The 17,002-nt window shown below is 69.4% G+C and carries 10 protein-coding genes; 8 read left to right on the plus strand and 2 right to left on the minus strand.

What is annotated here, in order from left to right:
- Position 1 precedes the first annotated feature (1 nt).
- Positions 2-1,828: a glycoside hydrolase family 15 protein gene (locus ACFY10_RS09305; RefSeq protein WP_390664443.1), complete on the minus strand. Its 1,827-nt coding sequence runs from the start codon at positions 1,826-1,828 to the stop codon at positions 2-4.
- Positions 1,829-2,067: 239 nt separating this feature from the next.
- Here ACFY10_RS09305 and ACFY10_RS09310 point away from each other — a divergent pair, with 239 nt between their 5' ends.
- The 4 genes from ACFY10_RS09310 to ACFY10_RS09325 all read left to right on the plus strand — a co-directional run bounded on the left by ACFY10_RS09310 (position 2,068) and on the right by ACFY10_RS09325 (position 6,565).
- Positions 2,068-3,021 carry a DUF389 domain-containing protein gene (locus tag ACFY10_RS09310; RefSeq protein WP_390664444.1) on the plus strand — a complete coding sequence of 318 codons (954 nt, stop codon included), beginning with the start codon at positions 2,068-2,070 and terminating at the stop codon, positions 3,019-3,021.
- A gap of 217 nt (positions 3,022-3,238) precedes the next feature.
- Positions 3,239-4,159: an aldose 1-epimerase family protein gene (locus ACFY10_RS09315; protein ID WP_390664445.1), complete on the plus strand. Its 921-nt coding sequence runs from the start codon at positions 3,239-3,241 to the stop codon at positions 4,157-4,159.
- 60 nt (positions 4,160-4,219) lie between these two features.
- On the plus strand, positions 4,220-5,998 hold the full coding sequence (locus tag ACFY10_RS09320; RefSeq protein ID WP_390664446.1) for a cation:proton antiporter: 1,779 nt from the start codon (positions 4,220-4,222) through the stop codon (positions 5,996-5,998).
- Between the two features lie 132 nt (positions 5,999-6,130).
- Positions 6,131-6,565: a hypothetical protein gene (locus ACFY10_RS09325; RefSeq protein ID WP_390664447.1), complete on the plus strand. Its 435-nt coding sequence runs from the start codon at positions 6,131-6,133 to the stop codon at positions 6,563-6,565.
- 511 nt (positions 6,566-7,076) lie between these two features.
- Here ACFY10_RS09325 and ACFY10_RS09330 read toward each other — a convergent pair.
- Positions 7,077-8,606 carry a helix-turn-helix domain-containing protein gene (locus ACFY10_RS09330; RefSeq protein WP_390664448.1) on the minus strand — a complete coding sequence of 510 codons (1,530 nt, stop codon included), beginning with the start codon at positions 8,604-8,606 and terminating at the stop codon, positions 7,077-7,079.
- 392 nt (positions 8,607-8,998) lie between these two features.
- Between ACFY10_RS09330 and acnA the strand changes: the two genes are divergently transcribed.
- The 4 genes from acnA (at position 8,999) to ACFY10_RS09350 (ending at position 16,990) form a co-directional block, all read left to right on the plus strand.
- Positions 8,999-11,716 (plus strand): aconitate hydratase AcnA, encoded by a 2,718-nt coding sequence (acnA, locus tag ACFY10_RS09335; protein ID WP_390664449.1) that lies wholly within the window; start codon positions 8,999-9,001, stop codon positions 11,714-11,716.
- Positions 11,717-11,861: 145 nt separating this feature from the next.
- Positions 11,862-12,587, plus strand: a complete 726-nt coding sequence (locus tag ACFY10_RS09340) for a response regulator transcription factor (protein ID WP_390664450.1) — start codon at positions 11,862-11,864, stop codon at positions 12,585-12,587.
- A complete protein-coding gene (locus tag ACFY10_RS09345; protein ID WP_390664451.1) occupies positions 12,584-14,092 on the plus strand; it encodes a sensor histidine kinase in 1,509 nt (502 codons plus the stop codon). Before ACFY10_RS09340 ends, ACFY10_RS09345 begins: the two co-directional genes overlap by 4 nt.
- A 291-nt stretch (positions 14,093-14,383) precedes the next feature.
- Positions 14,384-16,990, plus strand: coding sequence for a LuxR C-terminal-related transcriptional regulator (locus ACFY10_RS09350; protein WP_390664452.1), 2,607 nt, complete (start codon positions 14,384-14,386; stop codon positions 16,988-16,990).
- The last annotated feature ends 12 nt before the right edge of the window (positions 16,991-17,002 follow it).

Here is a 17,002-nt window from a genome sequence, read left to right on the forward strand (position 1 = left end):
GTCAGCGCCCTTGCTCCGCGTCGAGCGCCTGGTCGAGGGTGGTGGCCGCCATGATGAGCGACAGATGGGTGAACGCCTGCGGGAAGTTGCCCAGTTGCTCCCCGGTCGGACCGACCTCCTCGGCGAAGAGCCCGACGTGGTTGGCGTAGGTCTGCATCTTCTCGAAGGTGTAGCGGGCCTGGGACAGTCGCCCCGCCCGGGCCAGCGCGTCGACGTAGAGGAAGGTGCACAGACTGAAGGTGCCCTCCGAGCCGCGCAGCCCGTCGGGGGATGCCGCCGGGTCGTAGCGGTAGACGAGGCTGTCGGAGACGAGCTTGCGGTCCATGGCGGCGAGGGTGGAGAGCCAGGCCGGATCCTTCGGGGCGATGAACGAGACCCTCGGCATGAGCAGGAGGGAGGCGTCCAGGACGTCGCCGCCGTAGTGCTGGACGAAGGCGCCCTCCTTCTCGCTCCAGCCGCGTTCCATGACCTGTTCGAGGACGGCGTCCCTGGCGCTGCGCCACTTGTCGACGTGGGCGGGCCTGCGGTAGTGCTCGGCCAGGCTGATCCCCTGGTCGAAGGCGACCCAGGACATCACCCGGCTGTAGGTGAAGTCCTGGCGGCCGCCGCGGGTCTCCCAGATGCCCTCGTCCGGCCGGTCCCAGTGGTCGGCGAGCCAGTCCAGCGTCCTGGCCATCGTCTTCCATGCCCGGTAGGTGGCCTGCGGCCCGATCTCGCGGCCCTGGGACAGCGCGTAGAGGGCCTCGCCGTAGATGTCCAGCTGGAGTTGGTCGGCGGCGCCGTTGCCGATGCGGACGGGGTAGGAGCCCCGGTAGCCCTCGAAGTGTTCGAGTGTCTCCTCCGGCAGGTCGGGGTTGCCGTCGATCCGGTACATCGTCTGGAGCGGCTCCTCCTCCTTGCCCTCGCGCTCGTGCAGCCTGCCCATGAGCCAGTGGACGAAGGCGGTGGCCTCCTCGACGAAGCCGAGGTCCAGCATGGCCCGCACGGACAGCGCGCCGTCGCGTACCCAGGTGAACCGGTAGTCCCAGTTGCGCTCTCCGCCGACCTGCTCGGGCAGGCCCGTGGTGGCCGCCGCGACGAGGGCGCCGGTGGGGGCGTAGGTGAGGAGCTTGAGGGTGATGACCGAACGGTGCACCAGCTCGGGCCAGCGGCCCCGGTAGCGGGACTGGTGCAGCCAGTCCTGCCAGAAGAGGCCGGTGTCGTCGACCTGTGCGGTGAGCCCGTCGACCGTGAGGGGTGCGGGCGCCTCGCCGCCGGACGCGCAGACGGTGAACACGACGCCGCCCGACTCGCCGGCGCGCAACGCCACCCTGCCGCGTACGTCCTGGCCGTCCCGCTCGAGCGGGAAGGAGGTCTGCAGGTGCGCGTCCATCCCTGGCGACCGGAACAGGCCGCTCTTCTCGCCCTCGCCCAGCTCCAACTGGTGCTCGGCCCGGCCGTAGTCGAAGCGCGGCCGGCACTCGAGTGTGAAGTCGACGCTCCCGCGCACGGCACGCACGACGCGTATCAGGGTGTGCCGGTCGGTGGCGGTGCCGGTCCGGTCCGGAGGCATCAGGTCGACCACCTCGCCCACCCCGTCCGGTGACATGAACCGGGTCACCAGAATGGCTGTGTCGGGGTAGTAGAGCTGCTTGCAGGTCTGGTCGGGGTGTTCGGGGGCCAGCCGCATGTACCCGCCGCCGTCGTGGTCGAGCAGGGCGGCGAAAATGCTGGGCGAGTCGAACCGGGGAGCGGCGAACCAGTCCACGACACCCTGCGAGGAGACGAGCGCGGCGGTCTGCAGGTCGCCCACCAGGCCGTGTTCGGCGATGGGTGGGTAGCGATCCATGGTTGCTCCGAAAAGTCGGAAAGAACCCCTGAGTCCACTATGGGCCAATCGGGTGGTACTTGCGCGCCGGAAGTGACCGATGTGACCGGGGGCTCCGGTGCCCGAGCAGCGCACCCGGCTTGCCGCCCCCCACCCACCGGGCGTTACTTACTGGAGTCAGCCGGTCACAAGCGGGGAGCTCCGGCGCTCGGGCACCGTGGCGCCGCGATGGCGCAGTCGGCGAGCGAAGGAGGTGGTGCATGGAGATGATCCACGTCCGGCTGGTGAGCCCCGCTGATCTCACCCCCCGGGCGGTCGGGCTGCTGACCGACGACCGCTATGTCTTCAACCTGGTCGTCCTTGCCGAACTGGCGCACAACCCCGACGGCGACGCGATCGAGTGCGACATCCTGGCCGGTGCGGCCAATGCCGTGCTGCGCGGTCTGCGCGAACTGGAACTCGACCGCCGCGGATCCATCGTCATCGAACCGGTCGAGATGGCCTTCTCCGGTACAGCGGCCGAAGCCGAGCAGCAGCAGCTCGGGGCGCTCGCGCACGCGCCGGTCTGGGAGGAGGTCGAGGCGCGGATTCGCGCCGAGGGCACCTATCTGCCGAGTTTCTACGTCTACCTGGTCATCGCAGGCGTCATCGGGGCGGTGGGAATCATCACCAACTCCCAGATCCTGATTGTCGCGGCGATGGTCGTAGGACCGGAGTACGGCGCCATCACCAGCGTTGCACTGGGCATCGACCGCGGCAACGGCACCAGGATCCGCCAGGGCCTGTTCGCCCTGACCGTGGGATTCCTGCTGGCCATCCTCGTGACCTTCCTGTTCTCGTGGGCGGTCCGGGGCCTCGACTTTCAACCCAAGGCGTTCGAGCTGGGCTTCAGACCCGTCTCCACGCTGATCGACGCCCCCAACGCCTTCTCCGTAGTCGTCGCGGTGCTGGCCGGCATCGTCGGGATCATGTCCCTGACCCAGGCCAGGACGAGCGCTCTGCTCGGCGTCTTCATCTCGGTCACCACCATCCCGGCCGCCGCCGACATCGGCGTCTCCAGCGCGTTCTCCAGCTGGAGCGAGGCGCGCGGATCCCTGATCCAGCTCCTGCTCAACATCGGACTGCTGATCCTGGTGGGCGTGCTGATGATCAGATTCCAACGGGCTGTCTGGCGGCGCATCGGCCGTCGCTACGGGCGCGCGGGCAGCGGGTGACGCCGCCGTCCGGGAGCCGGCACGAGCGCCCTTGCGTCGACCGCCGCACGCTCCTGTGGCCTCAGCGGGCGAACCTGCCCGGCGATCGCGCCGACAGGAACGTGTCGTGCTTGACCGGGCCCATGAGGGGCCGCACGCTCCCGACGGGAGGGCCGGCACCGCAGGCCACCACTGCGCCGGCGCCCGAGGACGGCCGGGCGGACCGAGGAGGCCACGCGTGCAGGAGAGCCGCACCGGACGGCAACTGACCCTTCGTCACGGCAGGCACCGTGCCGTTGTCGTCGAGCTCGGCGCGGCCCTTCGGTCGTACGCGGTCGGTGAGCGCACCGTGATCGACGGATTCGCCGAACAGGACCGGATCACCGGCGGACACGGCCAGATCCTGGTGCCATGGCCCAACCGGATCCGCGACGGCCGCTACTCCTGGGACGGGCAGGAGCTGCAGCTGCCGCTCACCGAGCCGACCGGCGGCAACGCCATCCACGGCTTGCTCCGGTGGGTCGCGTGGCAGGTCGTGGAGGCCAGCGGCAGCCGCGCCGTCCTGGAGATTTCGCTGTGGCCGCAGCCGGGCTACCCGTTCCACCTCCACCTCCGCGCCGAGTACACCCTGGGCGAGAGCGGGCTCGACGTCGCCGTCACCGCGCGCAACCTCGACGCGAGCGCCGCACCGTACGGCTTCGGCCAGCATCCCTACATCACCGCGGGCACCGCCGTCGTCGACCAGGCGGTGCTGACCGTCCCCGCACGCACATGGCTGCGCACCGATGAGCGCGGTCTGCCGGTCGCCGCCGAGCCGGTCGCCGGGAGCGAGTACGACCTGCGAACGCCCCGAGCCGTCGGTGCGCTCCGGCTGGACACCCCTTTCGGCGACCTCGACCGGGACGCGGACGGCCGGGCCGTGGTGCGCCTGGCCCACCCGTCGGGCGCGTTCGGCACGGACGTGTGGCTCGGTGAGGGCGCCGACTACGTGCAGCTCTACACCGGCGACACCCTCCCGCCCAGGGAGCGCCGTCGAGCGGTCGCCATCGAACCGATGACCTGCCCCCCGGACGCCTTCCGCAGCGGCACCGGGCTCGTCAGCCTCGGCCCCGGCGAACAGCACACCGTCCGCTGGGGGATCACTCCGTGGGGGGAGTGACGACGCCGTCACGGCAAGAGCACCCGCTCGTCCCACCACCCCGCACCGAAAGGGCCGAATGTGACGACGAACCAGGTGCTCATCGGCGTGGGTGTGATCCTGGTCCTGGCCGTCGGATCGCAGATCCTGGCCGGCCGTCTGCACATCCCCGCCCTCATCGTCCTGCTGCCGGTCGGCTTCTGCGCCGGCGCGCTGATCGACGACGTCGCCCCTGAGCAGCTGCTGGGCACTGCGTTCTCACCGCTGGTGTCGCTGGCCGTGGCCGTGATCCTCTACGACGCGGGCCTCGGGCTGGACCTGGCGAGGCTGAAGGGCCACACCCGCCGCGTCGTCGTCCGGCTGATCTGGATCGGTGTCCCCGTCACCGGACTGCTCGGCGCGCTCCTCGCCGCGCCGCTGCTGGGGATGTCCGCACGGGCAGCCGTCATGATCGGCGCGATCCTTGTGGTCTCGGGGCCGACGGTCGTCGGACCGCTGCTCGGCTTCGTGCGGCCGAAGGACCGTCTCCAGCACATCCTGATCTGGGAAGGCTCCCTCATCGACCCGGTCGGCGGCGTCCTGGGAGCACTGGTCTTCCACGCGGTCGTGGCCGGCTCGCGCCACCATCTCGGCAGTGGGGCGGGGCATTTCCTCGCCAGTATGGGCATCGGAGTGGCCGGTGGAGCGGTCGGCGCGGCTCTGCTGTGGGTGCTGTTCCGGGTGCTGCGGCTCGGCGAGGTCCTCGGGACCACGGCGCAGCTTGCCGCGGTGATCGGTGTCGCGGCGTTCTGCGATGTCCTGCGCGACGACACGGGACTCATCGCCGCCGTGGTGATGGGCCTGGCCGTCGCCAACCTCCCCGGCATGGACGTACCCGCGCGTCGGCCGTTCTTCGAGACCCTGGTCAGCCTGATCCTCGGCCTGCTCTTCATCTCGATCTCGGCCACCGTCACCCCGCACTCGCTGCGCCATGTGTGGCTGCCCGCGCTCGGGCTCGCCGCCTTTCTGGTACTGGTCGTCAGGCCGCTGGTCGCGGTCGTGTCCACCCTCCGCACCGACCTGACACGCAGCGAGCGGGGCTTCATCGGCTGGATGGCGCCGCGCGGCATCGTCGCGGCTGCCACGGCTTCGACGTTCTCGGCCGACCTGGTGGCCCAGGGGATCGGCGGCGCTTCGAAGATCCTTCCGGCCACGTTCGTGGTCATCGTCGCGACCGTGACGCTCTACGGCCTGACCGCCTCGCCCGTCGCCCGACGCCTGGGCGTGGTGCGCCCGTCCCGCTCGCGGCCCCTGCTGGTCGGCGGCGACCCCTGGGTGGTCGACCTGGGCGTGGCCCTGAAGTCGGCAGGGTTGGAGGTGCTGATGTGGGCAGGGGGAGAGGAACAGCGTGAACGCATCCGGCAGGCCGGGATCGAACTTGCGCCCGGTGACCTGCTGGGCGCCGCCACGGGTGGGGCCGCCGAGCTGGAGGGGATCACGGCGATGTACTTTCTCACCGCCGAGGACGACTTCAACGCACTCGCGGCAGCGCTTCTGCGAGGCAGCGTGGAGAGCACGGTCCACCGTCTCAACGCACCGGCCGACAGCCACGGCGTAGTGGCGCCTTACATCGGCGGTGAGGTTCTGTTCGGCCCGGATCTGACCTGGCCGACGTTCTCCCGCAGGTACGAGGACGGGGCAGCCGTCCTGGGGCAGCCCGCCGACGACGCCCTGCGGCCAGGCAGCGATCTGCTGTTCCTCGTGCGCCGGGACGGCCGCCTCGACCCGGTCACGGAAGCCGGCACACTCCTTCCCCGGCCGGGGGACACGGCCGTCCTGCTGACCCCGGGTAACAGGAACGGACAGGCAAAGATCAACTGATGTTCCGACGCAATCCACTGTCCGGCAGGCCATATACGGGCGACTCTCGGTCCCCCGGAGCACAGGCAGTCGCGCAACACTCCTGGGCCACTACCGATTGCGGGCTGCGGTGGTGCTGCATCTCATGGGTCCATGCAGCAACAAACCTCTCCACCAGACGGTGCCGTGCCTCCGATGGAGCGATCGCACTGGGTGGCCTTCGCCGGAATCCTGCTGATGGTCAGCGCCCTCTTCAACCTGCTCAACGGATTTGTGGCGATCTTCAATCACGGCTACTACTCGACCGTCTATTCCGGAGGCAACCGGCTGCTCATCTTCAACTACACGGCTTGGGGCTGGATCTGGGTCGCCATCGGCATCGTGATGGCCCTGGCGAGTCTCGGTGTACTCGTGGGCTCCAGAGCGGCGCGGCTGACGGGCATCTGTCTGGCAGTGTTCTGTCTCGTCGGTCAGATGATCTTCCTTCCGGTCTACCCGTTCTGGTCTCTGTTCACGATGCTGGTGTCCGTGCTGGTCATCTACGGTCTGCTGGCAGAGCCGCGACACGTACACGGCGCGCGCTTGTAGCGCAGCGCAGGCCCGGAGGACAGTGCCCCGTCGGGGGCACGGCTTGCGCCGGCAGCCGGCCCGTGCCCGGAGAGCAGCGCGGACTGCATCCTTTTCCGCGAGCTTGGCTGCGGCGTTCTCCGCAACGTCCGTGCCGACCTGACGAGCGGCTGGGGGGAAAGCTGTTGGTCCTTGGCGACGCCCATCCCGGCACCTGTCGCGCCGATGAGGTCGAACAGCTCGTCGTCTTGTTCCTGGCTCGCCGCGGCGCCTCTCCTCTCCTGGCGGGTCGTGACCCGTCCCCTGCCGCGACCTGTCCTTTTGAGGCCAGGGGAACCTGCAGTTCGAGCGGCAGGGACGGGGGTTGAAGGCTCGCCCAGGGCACGGCTTTCCTCCTACGCGCCATGGGCAGGCGGTCTGTCGAGTGGCGCGCTCGTCGCCCACTGACTGGTGGAGGGATGCCGCCGCACCCCGTCCAAGCCTGCATCCGCACAGGTCAGACAGGGCGCGGCGGCACTCCAGCTGAGCGCGGTCAGATGTCCCGGAAGATCTCGATCTGCGCCCCGATCGAGTTCAGCCGCTCCGCCAGATCCTCGTAACCGCGGTTGATGACGTACACGTTCCGCAGTACGGACGTGCCGTCGGCCGCCATCATCGCCAGCAGCACGACCACGGCGGGCCGCAGTGCGGGCGGGCACATCATCTCGGCGGCGCGCCAGCGGGTCGGGCCCTCCACCAACACCCGGTGCGGATCCAGGAGTTGGAGGCGGCCACCCAGCCGGTTCAGGTCCGTCAGGTAGATCGCACGGTTGTCGTAGACCCAGTCGTGGATCAGCGTCTTGCCCTGCGCGACGGCGGCGATGGCCGCGAAGAACGGCACGTTGTCGATGTTCAGGCCGGGGAACGGCATCGGGTGGATCTTGTCGATCGGCGCCTCCAGCTTGGAGGGCCGCACGGTGAGGTCCACCAGCCGGGTACGGCCGTTGTCCGCGAAGTACTCGGGCGTACGGTCGTGGTCGAGCCCCATCTCCTCCAGGACCGCCAGCTCGATCTCCAGGAACTCGATGGGTACGCGACGCACCGTCAGCTCCGACTCCGTCACCACCGCGGCGGCCAGCAGGCTCATCGCCTCGACCGGGTCCTCGGAGGGGGAGTAGTCGACGTCGACGTCGATCTGCGGCACGCCGTGCACGGTGAGGGTCGTCGTACCGATGCCCTCGACGTTGACACCGAGCGCCTCCAGGAAGAAGCACAGGTCCTGGACCATGTAGTTGGAGGACGCGTTGCGGATGACGGTGACGCCGTCGTAGCGGGCGGCGGCCAGCAGCGCGTTCTCGGTGACGGTGTCCCCGCGCTCGGTCAGCACGATCGGCCGGTCGGGCCGCGCGGTCCGGTCCACCAGGGCGTGGTACTGCCCCTCGGTGGCGGTGATGTCCAGCCCGAACCGGCGCAGCGCGATCATGTGCGGCTCGATGGTCCGCGTGCCCAGGTCGCAACCGCCCGCGTACGGCAGCTTGAAGCGGTCCATGCGGTGCAGCAGCGGGCCGAAGAACATGATGATGGACCGCGTCCGTACGGCGGCGTCGGCGTCGATCGCCGCCATGTCCAGCTCGGCGGGCGGCACGATCTCCAGGTCGACGCCGTCGTTGATCCAGCGCGTGCGCACACCGATGGAGTTGAGTACCTCGAGGAGCCGGTAGACCTCCTCGATCCGCGCCACCCGGCGCAGCACCGTGCGGCCCTTGTTGAGCAGGGAGGCGCACAGCAGCGCGACACACGCGTTCTTGCTCGTCTTGACGTCGATGGCGCCGGACAGCCGGCGGCCGCCGACCACTCGCAGATGCATCGGCCCCGCATAGCCCAACGAGACGATTTCGCTCTCCAGGGCTTCACCGATTCGGGCGATCATCTCAAGGCTGATGTTCTGGTTGCCGCGCTCGATGCGGTTGACGGCACTCTGGCTGGTGCCGAGTGCCTCCGCGAGCTGTGCCTGTGTCCAGCCCCGGTGCTGCCGGGCGTCACGGATGAGCTTGCCGATGCGTACGAGGTAGTCGTCTGCCATGGGGCTGAGGGTATCTCAGATATGAGATGAGGCATGTGTTGGGGGTCCATTCGGGTGACGGACCGTCAATGTCGCCCTGCGGTACACCGGTGAGGCACCCCGGCTCGAATCGCTGATGGGCGCCCGCGCCAAATGTTCCGTTCCGCCGGATAATCGCCTGGCAGGGCCCCGCCGTGTGGGGCGTCACAAACGGAGGCCGGGCATGACCATTCAGCCCCCGTGTACTAGAGTTATCTCGACATCGAGATATCTGCCGAGGCGCACCGCAGCCGCACGCATCGCCAGTCTGGCAGTAAGGCTTGCCTAACTTAGCCTTACCTTAGCGGATCGGCCAAGACGTCGTGGCGGCAGGATTGCGGTGAGGTACGCGCACATCAATGAAGGAGACTGTCGTGTCGGCGAACAGCTTCGACGCCCGCAGCACGCTGCAGGTGGGCGACGAGTCGTACGAGATCTTCCGGCTGGACAAGGTGGAGGGCTCGGCCCGACTGCCGTACAGCCTCAAGGTCCTGCTGGAGAACCTGCTCCGCACGGAGGACGGCGCGAACATCACCGCCGACCACATCCGCGCCCTCGGCGGCTGGGACTCCCAGGCGCAGCCCAGCCAGGAGATCCAGTTCACGCCCGCCCGCGTGATCATGCAGGACTTCACCGGCGTGCCCTGTGTCGTGGACCTCGCCACCATGCGTGAGGCCGTGAAGGCCCTCGGCGGCGACCCGGCGAAGGTCAACCCGCTCTCGCCGGCCGAGATGGTCATCGACCACTCGGTCATCGCCGACAAGTTCGGCACGAACGACGCCTTCAAGCAGAACGTCGACCTCGAGTACGGCCGCAACAAGGAGCGCTACCAGTTCCTGCGCTGGGGCCAGACCGCCTTCGACGATTTCAAGGTCGTCCCGCCGGGCACCGGCATCGTCCACCAGGTCAACATCGAGCACCTCGCGCGCACGGTGATGGTCCGGGGAGGCCAGGCCTACCCCGACACCCTGGTCGGCACCGACTCGCACACCACGATGGTCAACGGCCTGGGCGTCCTGGGCTGGGGCGTCGGCGGTATCGAGGCCGAGGCCGCGATGCTCGGCCAGCCGGTCTCGATGCTCATCCCGCGCGTCGTCGGCTTCAAGCTGACCGGTGAGCTCACCCCGGGCACCACGGCCACCGACCTCGTGCTCACCATCACCGAGATGCTCCGCAAGCACGGTGTCGTCGGCAAGTTCGTCGAGTTCTACGGCGAGGGCGTCGCCGCCACCTCGCTCGCGAACCGCGCCACCATCGGCAACATGTCGCCGGAGTTCGGCTCCACCGCCGCGATCTTCCCGATCGACGGCGAGACCATCAAGTACCTGAAGCTGACCGGCCGTGACGCGCAGCAGCTCGCGCTCGTCGAGGCGTACGCCAAGGAGCAGGGCCTCTGGCTGGACCCGCAGGCCGAGCCGGACTTCTCCGAGAAGCTCGAGCTCGACCTGTCGACGGTCGTCCCGTCGATCGCCGGCCCGAAGCGCCCGCAGGACCGCATCGTCCTCGCCAACGCCGCCCAGCAGTTCACGCAGGACGTACGCAACTACGTCGACACCGTGGACGAGGCGGGCCAGGAGTCCTTCCCGGCCTCCGACGCCCCGGCCATCCACCCCAACGGCGCCCCGTCGAACCCGGTCCAGGTCACTGCCCCCGACGGCTCGACCTACACGATCGACCACGGTGCGGTGACCGTCGCGGCCATCACCTCCTGCACCAACACCTCGAACCCGTACGTCATGGTCGCCGCCGCCCTGGTGGCCAAGAAGGCGGTCGAGAAGGGCCTGACCCGCAAGCCGTGGGTCAAGACCACCCTCGCCCCGGGTTCGAAGGTCGTCACCGACTACTTCGACAAGGCGGGCCTGACCCCGTACCTCGACAAGGTCGGCTTCAACCTCGTCGGCTACGGCTGCACCACCTGCATCGGCAACTCCGGCCCGCTGCCGGAGGAGGTCTCCAAGGCCGTCAACGACCACGACCTCGCGGTCACCTCGGTCCTCTCCGGCAACCGGAACTTCGAGGGCCGTATCAACCCCGACGTCAAGATGAACTACCTGGCCTCCCCGCCGCTGGTCGTCGCGTACGCCCTCGCGGGTTCCATGAAGGTGGACATCACCAAGGACGCGCTCGGTGTCGACCAGGACGGCAAGCCGGTCTACCTGACCGACATCTGGCCGACCGAGGCCGAGGTCAACGACGTCGTGGCGAACGCCATCGGCGAGGACATGTTCAACAAGTCCTACCAGGACGTCTTCGCGGGCGACGCCCAGTGGCAGGCCCTGTCGATCCCCACCGGCGACACCTTCGAGTGGGACCCGCAGTCCACCTACGTGCGCAAGCCCCCGTACTTCGAGGGCATGACGATGGAGACCACCCCGGTCTCCGACATCACGGGTGCCCGCGTCCTCGCGAAGCTGGGCGACTCGGTCACCACCGACCACATCTCCCCGGCCGGTGCGATCAAGGCCGACACCCCGGCCGGCAAGTACCTCACCGAGCACGGTGTGGAGCGTCGTGACTTCAACTCCTACGGCTCCCGCCGAGGCAACCACGAGGTCATGATCCGCGGTACGTTCGCCAACATCCGCCTGCGCAACCAGATCGCGCCGGGCACCGAGGGCGGCTACACCCGCGACTTCACGAAGGACGACGCTCCCGTCTCCTTCATCTACGACGCCTCGCGCAACTACATCGAGCAGGGCACCCCGCTGGTCATCCTGGCCGGCAAGGAGTACGGCTCCGGCTCGTCCCGCGACTGGGCCGCCAAGGGCACCGCGCTGCTCGGCGTCAAGGCCGTCATCGCCGAGTCGTACGAGCGCATCCACCGCTCGAACCTCATCGGCATGGGCGTCCTGCCGCTGCAGTTCCCGGAGGGCGCGAACGCCGAGTCCCTCGGTCTGACCGGCGAGGAGACCTTCTCCTTCACCGGCGTCGAGGAGCTCAACAACGGCACCACGCCGCGCACGGTCAAGGTCACCACCGACACGGGCGTCGAGTTCGACGCGGTCGTCCGCATCGACACCCCCGGTGAGGCCGACTACTACCGCAACGGCGGCATCATGCAGTACGTGCTGCGCTCGCTGATCCGCAAGTAGGCGGCAGCGCAAGGCAGTTGAGGGCCGCGTCCCCGGTTCGCCGGGGGCGCGGCCTTCGCCGTGTCCGGCCCCGGAAACCCCAGGTCATCAGCCACCCTCAGGTGGAACACAGGGTTCCCTCAGCGGACCGGGACAGCATCGAGACATGTCAGGCACCTCTGCGTCCCGAACCGGCCGGGTGCGCGTGCTCATCGTCGACGACGAGCCCGCGCTCATCGACGTGCTCTCCGTCGCCGTCGCCGAGGCGGGCTGGCGGCCCTACCCGGCCGCCGATGGGCACAGCGCACTGCGGATCGCCCGCGGCTGCGCCCCGCACGCCGTCGTGCTCGACGGGATGCTGCCCGACCTGGACGGCATCCAGGTGCTGCGCCGGCTCAGGTACGAGAACCCGAAGCTCCCCGTCCTCATGCTCACCGCCCGCGACGCCCTGGAGTACCGCATCGACGGCCTCCACAACGGCGCCGACGACTACGTCACCAAGCCCTTCTCCCTGGAGGAGGTCGTGCTCCGGCTGCGCGGCCTGCTGCGCCGGGCCGGCACCGAGGGCACCCGGGCCGACGACTCCGTACGCGTCCTCGGCGACCTCGTGCTGACCGGGGAGACCCGCGAGGTCCACCGCGCGGGCCGGCCGATCCGGCTCACGGCCAGGGAGTTCGACCTGCTCAGCCTCCTTGTCGACCACCCGCGCCAGGTGCTCGGCAAGGCCCGGATCCTCGAGCATGTGTGGAGCAGTTCCTTCGACGGCGGCGGCAACCTCGTCGAGGTCTACATCTCCAGTCTGCGCCGCAAGATCGACAAGGGCCGGGCGCCGATGATCCACACCGTACGGGGGATGGGGTACACCATCAGGTCCACGGAGGACGGCAGATGACCGCCGGCCTGGGCGGACGCTCCCTGCGCACCCGCCTGCTGCTCTTCGTCGGCGTCACGCTCGTCGTCGTGTGCGCGGCGATGACGTTCACCACGGCCGTGGTCCAACGGTCCTCTCTCATGGGCGAGTTGGACGGCCGCGTCACCAACGCCGCCCAGCGCAGCCTGGGCGGAGTCGCTCTGCACCGGGACGACGAGGCGAACCTCTCCTTCCTCACCGAGAACGGTCACCCCGTCGGCATGCTCGCCGCCAGGCTCGACGACCACGGCACCGTCGTCTCCGCGGCGATCGTCAGCCAGGACGCCCCGCCGCAGAACCTGAGCGCCGTCCAGCGCACCGCCCTGAAGGGCACCGCGACCAACGGCTCCAAACACACCGTCACCGTGCCCGGCCTCGGTACCTACCGGATCGCCGGGCTCGACTCGGACGGGATCCGCGTCCTTGCCGGGCTCCCGATGGACGACGTACAGGACATGATCGACGGACTGGTCGAGGCCGAGGCGGTCGTCGCGGCCGCAGGCCTGGCCGCCGCGGGCATCGTCTGCGCCGTGGTCATACGACGCCAGCTGCGCCCCCTCGGCCGGGTCGCCGCCACCGCGGTCGAGGTCTCCCGCTCCCCGCTCGGCCGCGGCGAGGTCACCGGCCTCACCCGCGTCCCCGCCCGGGAGACCGACCCCCGCAGCGAGGTCGGCCAGGTCGGCGCCGCCCTCAACCGGATGATCGACCACGTCGAGTCCTCCCTCGCCGAACGCCGGCGCAGCGAGGAGCAGGTCCGCCACAGCGAGGAACGCATGCGGCGCTTCCTGGCCGACGCGAGCCACGAACTGCGCACACCCCTCGCGTCCATCGCGGGCTACGCGGAACTGATGAACCGCGGCACGGACCGCGTCGAGCCGGTGCTGGCCTGGCGCCGTGTCTCGGCGGAGTCGGCGCGGATGACGGGCCTGGTGGAGGACCTGCTCCTGCTCGCCCGTCTCGACGGGGGCCGGCCGCTCGAGTCCGCCGAGGTCGACCTCGCGGCCGTGGCCGCCGAGGCCCTGTGGGACGCACGGGCGGCAGGCAGCGGCCACGACTGGCAACTCGTCCTGTCCCTCGACGAGGCGCCGGCTCTGGTCGCGGGCGACGAGGCACGCCTCCATCAGGTGGTGGCCAACCTGCTGGCCAACGCCCGTGTGCACACGCCCGCGGGCACGACGGTGGTCGCGGAGGTGGCGGCGACGCCGGAGCGGTGTGTCGTACGGATCCGGGACAACGGGCCGGGGATTCCGGCGGAGCTGCTGCCGAGGGTGTTCGAGCGGTTCACCCGCGCCGACACGTCCCGCTCGCGCGCCGCGGGCAGGGAAGGCGGTTCGGGGCTGGGGCTGGCCATCGCAGCGGCGATCGTCGGGGCGCACGGCGGACGAGTCGACGTCGACAGCGTCCCGGGCCGCACGGAGTTCACGATCGAATTGCCGCGGGTGGGCGACACGGTTCAGGCGGCAACGGCCTTTTCTATTCGGGCATGACAAATTGGCGCAGGAGAATATCATGGGCCGCCCTCTTAATGCAAGGATTGCCGCGCGTGCCGAATGATTGGCCGAAATCGTTGGCCAACGATTCGCTGTTGGGCCGTTCAAGTATCCGGGTAGGTTACGGTTGGGTAGGCGGGGCTGCGTACGGGTCTGGGATGAGGTAAAGAAAGGCCTAAGCAATACAGGGGAGGCTCCGTTCACTGCGATCGGTCGTTAGGCTCCGAGGCGTATGTGTCGCCTGGACCGGCTGGTTCGAGTCGTGCTTCGGAGGACAGTGGGGGAGTAATGACAGGATGCGTCGACGGGGCGTTATTGCTGGGCCGCAGCCACCAATGGGAAAACATTGAAAAGTTCCTCGCCGCAAGTTCGGGCGACTATGGAAATGTTCTGACCCTCGAGGGGCCGGCCGGAACGGGCAAGACCCGACTGCTGCAGGACGCGGAACGTCTCGCCGCTGATCTCGGGTTCGTCACCGCCTCGTTCTCGCTGCCCTCCCGTGAAGGTTCATCGGGCGACGGGGGGTTCGAGTCGTTTCTGGCCGGACTGGAATCCGGATCCGTCGGGACCTCGGAGCGTCTCCTGGTCGTGGTCGACGATTTCCACCATGCGACCGAGGCTTTGCTCGACCGCGTCCTCTCGGTGCGCGCGCGGCGCAGCCATCCGCACGTGGCGTGGCTGCTGGCGCTGCGCTCGTGCTGCGGCAGCCGGTCTGCGAAGGGGTTCCTCGGTCATGGTCACGGTGTGACGCGCGTCGACCTGGAGCCGCTTTCGGACGAGGAGGCCATCGAACTTGCCGCCGGACTGCTGGGCGCGAAACCCGCCACCGAGATCATTTCCATGGTCAAGGACGCGGGTGGCAACCCGCTGCTCGTCACCGAACTCGTCAGCGGATTGTGCGAGGAGCAGAACGTCGAGATCCATGACGGACTGGCTCGCCTGAAGGACTTTCGGACACCGCGGCGGATCCGGGAAGTCGCCGCGCGCTGGCTGAATGCGTTGTCCGAGAAGTCGCATCAGCTCATTCAGATCGCCGCCGCGATGGGCGGGCCCTTTATGATCGGCGAACTGGCCGCAATGCAGGGTGAGACGACGGCGTCCATTCTGCCCGCCGTGAACGAGGTCATGGCCGCGGGGCTTCTCGTTTTCCCCGCCGAGCAGGCAGTTTTCCAACACGAACTGATAAGGCGAGCGGTGGCGGAGGCGCTGCCCTCGGCTGTGCGGACCGCCCTGAGTGAAGAGATCGGCGCGTTGCGAAATCCCCGGCCGCTGAATGCCCTCATCGCCTCGGAGTTCCATGGAGCTCCGGGCGGGGCCACCGCGAAGACGGCGCCTGTTCACATTTCGGTGCCGACTGTCGTGCAGGAGGCCGTCGCACTGAATCCCGCCGATCGCTTCGTCCCCGCGCTGCTGCTGGCCAGAAGCACCCGCGGCGAGTCGCTGCCGCTGGGACTCGCCGAGGAGATCCGGGCCGAACTCACCCGGACTCTGGCCGACGTCCACGTCACCGCGGCGACGGAGGTCGACAAAGCGGCCCGCCGGGTCGTCTCGCTCCTGGACGGCGACAGCGGGCGGGTGCGCAGGAACGCGCAGGCGATCCTCGATGCCCACACCGGTGGCGGCAGTGACGCGGACGTGGTGACGGCCACGGCACTGATCTCCAATCTGGAATGGGCCAAGGGCGATCTCGCCGCCGGACTGCGCTGGGGCAGGCGCGCGGTGAGTCGCATCGGCGAGTTCACGCCCCCGATGTGGCGGCCGTACGTACGGCTCGCGCTGGCCGCCAAGCTGTCCGACGTCGGGCAGTTCGACGAGGCCGAGGAGCTCATCAGCACTGCCAGGGAAGAGGCCGACCGGGCCGGTCTCACCGGTCACACCGCGGCGATCCTGATCACCCGGGCCAGGCTGCTGCTCCAGGCGAGCCGTCTCCAGGAGGCGCAGGACGCGGCCCAGGCCGGGCTGGACGCGGCGGTGAAGGCCGGCAGCAGCTGGGTCGTCCCCGTCGGACAGGCCGTCCTGATCCTGGTGGCCCTGCGCCGCGGTGACCTGTCCTCCGCCGCCGACTACGTGTGGCGCACCCGCGCCGTGGTGAGCGCGGACCGCACCGTCTTCCCCTCGATCCAGTACTCCTGGGGGGAGTTCCTGGTGTCCACGGCCCAGCTCGCCCCACGGCGAGCGGCGGAACTGCTCACCACCCAGTACGTGGACCTGCTGGCCCAGCCGCAGCTGTACGTGGAGGAGGTGGGTGCGGCTCCCTGGCTGGTCAGGCTGGCGCTCGCCGCCGACGACACGCCCCTCGCGGCGACCGTGGTCGCCGGAGTGGAGGCGGTCGCCGCCGCCAACCCCGACTTCCCCTCGGTCGGCGTCTCGGCGGCCCATGCGAGGGGCCTGCTGGAGAAGGACACGGGGGCGCTGCGCCGGGCTTCCCGGGAGCATCTCAGCCCGTGTTCGGGGGCATTGGCGGACGAGGATCTGGGCGCGTTGCTCGCGGCGGACGAGGGCCGCGGCCGGGCCCTGGCGCTGGACCGGCTGCGCTCCGCGCTGCACCGGTTCCAGCAGTTCGGGGCGAACGCGGATGCGGCCCGGGTGCAGGAACTGATCAACCGGCACATCGCCTCGGCGCCGCCCGCACCCGCAGCTGCTCCCGCTCCTGCCCGGGCTCCGGCCCGGCGGGCGGGCCGGCCGGCGTCCCAGTGGGAGTCCCTCAGCGAGACCGAGCGGACCATCGCCAGTCTGGTCAGCGAGGGCATGACCAATCGTCAGGTCGCCCGCCGGGTGGCGCTTTCTCCGCACACCGTCAACTACCACCTGCGGGCGATCTTCCGGAAGCTCGGCATCAGTTCGCGGGTCGAAGTGACCCGTTACGTGACCCAAGGCGTCCATGAGTCGCCGTGATGAAGGGATTGG

This window comes from Streptomyces sp. NPDC001401, from assembly GCF_042895385.1.
Classification (GTDB): Bacteria; Actinomycetota; Actinomycetes; order Streptomycetales; family Streptomycetaceae; genus Streptomyces.

What these genes read in the sequence shown, in the direction of transcription:
- ACFY10_RS09330 (WP_390664448.1), bottom strand. Translation starts at nt 8,606, where the DNA reads ATGGCAGACGACTACCTCGTACGCATCGGCAAGCTCATCCGTGACGCC.
- ACFY10_RS09345 (WP_390664451.1), top strand. Translation starts at nt 12,584, where the DNA reads ATGACCGCCGGCCTGGGCGGACGCTCCCTGCGCACCCGCCTGCTGCTC.
- ACFY10_RS09310 (WP_390664444.1), top strand. Translation starts at nt 2,068, where the DNA reads ATGGAGATGATCCACGTCCGGCTGGTGAGCCCCGCTGATCTCACCCCC.
- ACFY10_RS09340 (WP_390664450.1), top strand. Translation starts at nt 11,862, where the DNA reads ATGTCAGGCACCTCTGCGTCCCGAACCGGCCGGGTGCGCGTGCTCATC.
- ACFY10_RS09305 (WP_390664443.1), bottom strand. Translation starts at nt 1,828, where the DNA reads ATGGATCGCTACCCACCCATCGCCGAACACGGCCTGGTGGGCGACCTG.
- ACFY10_RS09325 (WP_390664447.1), top strand. Translation starts at nt 6,131, where the DNA reads ATGCAGCAACAAACCTCTCCACCAGACGGTGCCGTGCCTCCGATGGAG.
- ACFY10_RS09350 (WP_390664452.1), top strand. Translation starts at nt 14,384, where the DNA reads ATGACAGGATGCGTCGACGGGGCGTTATTGCTGGGCCGCAGCCACCAA.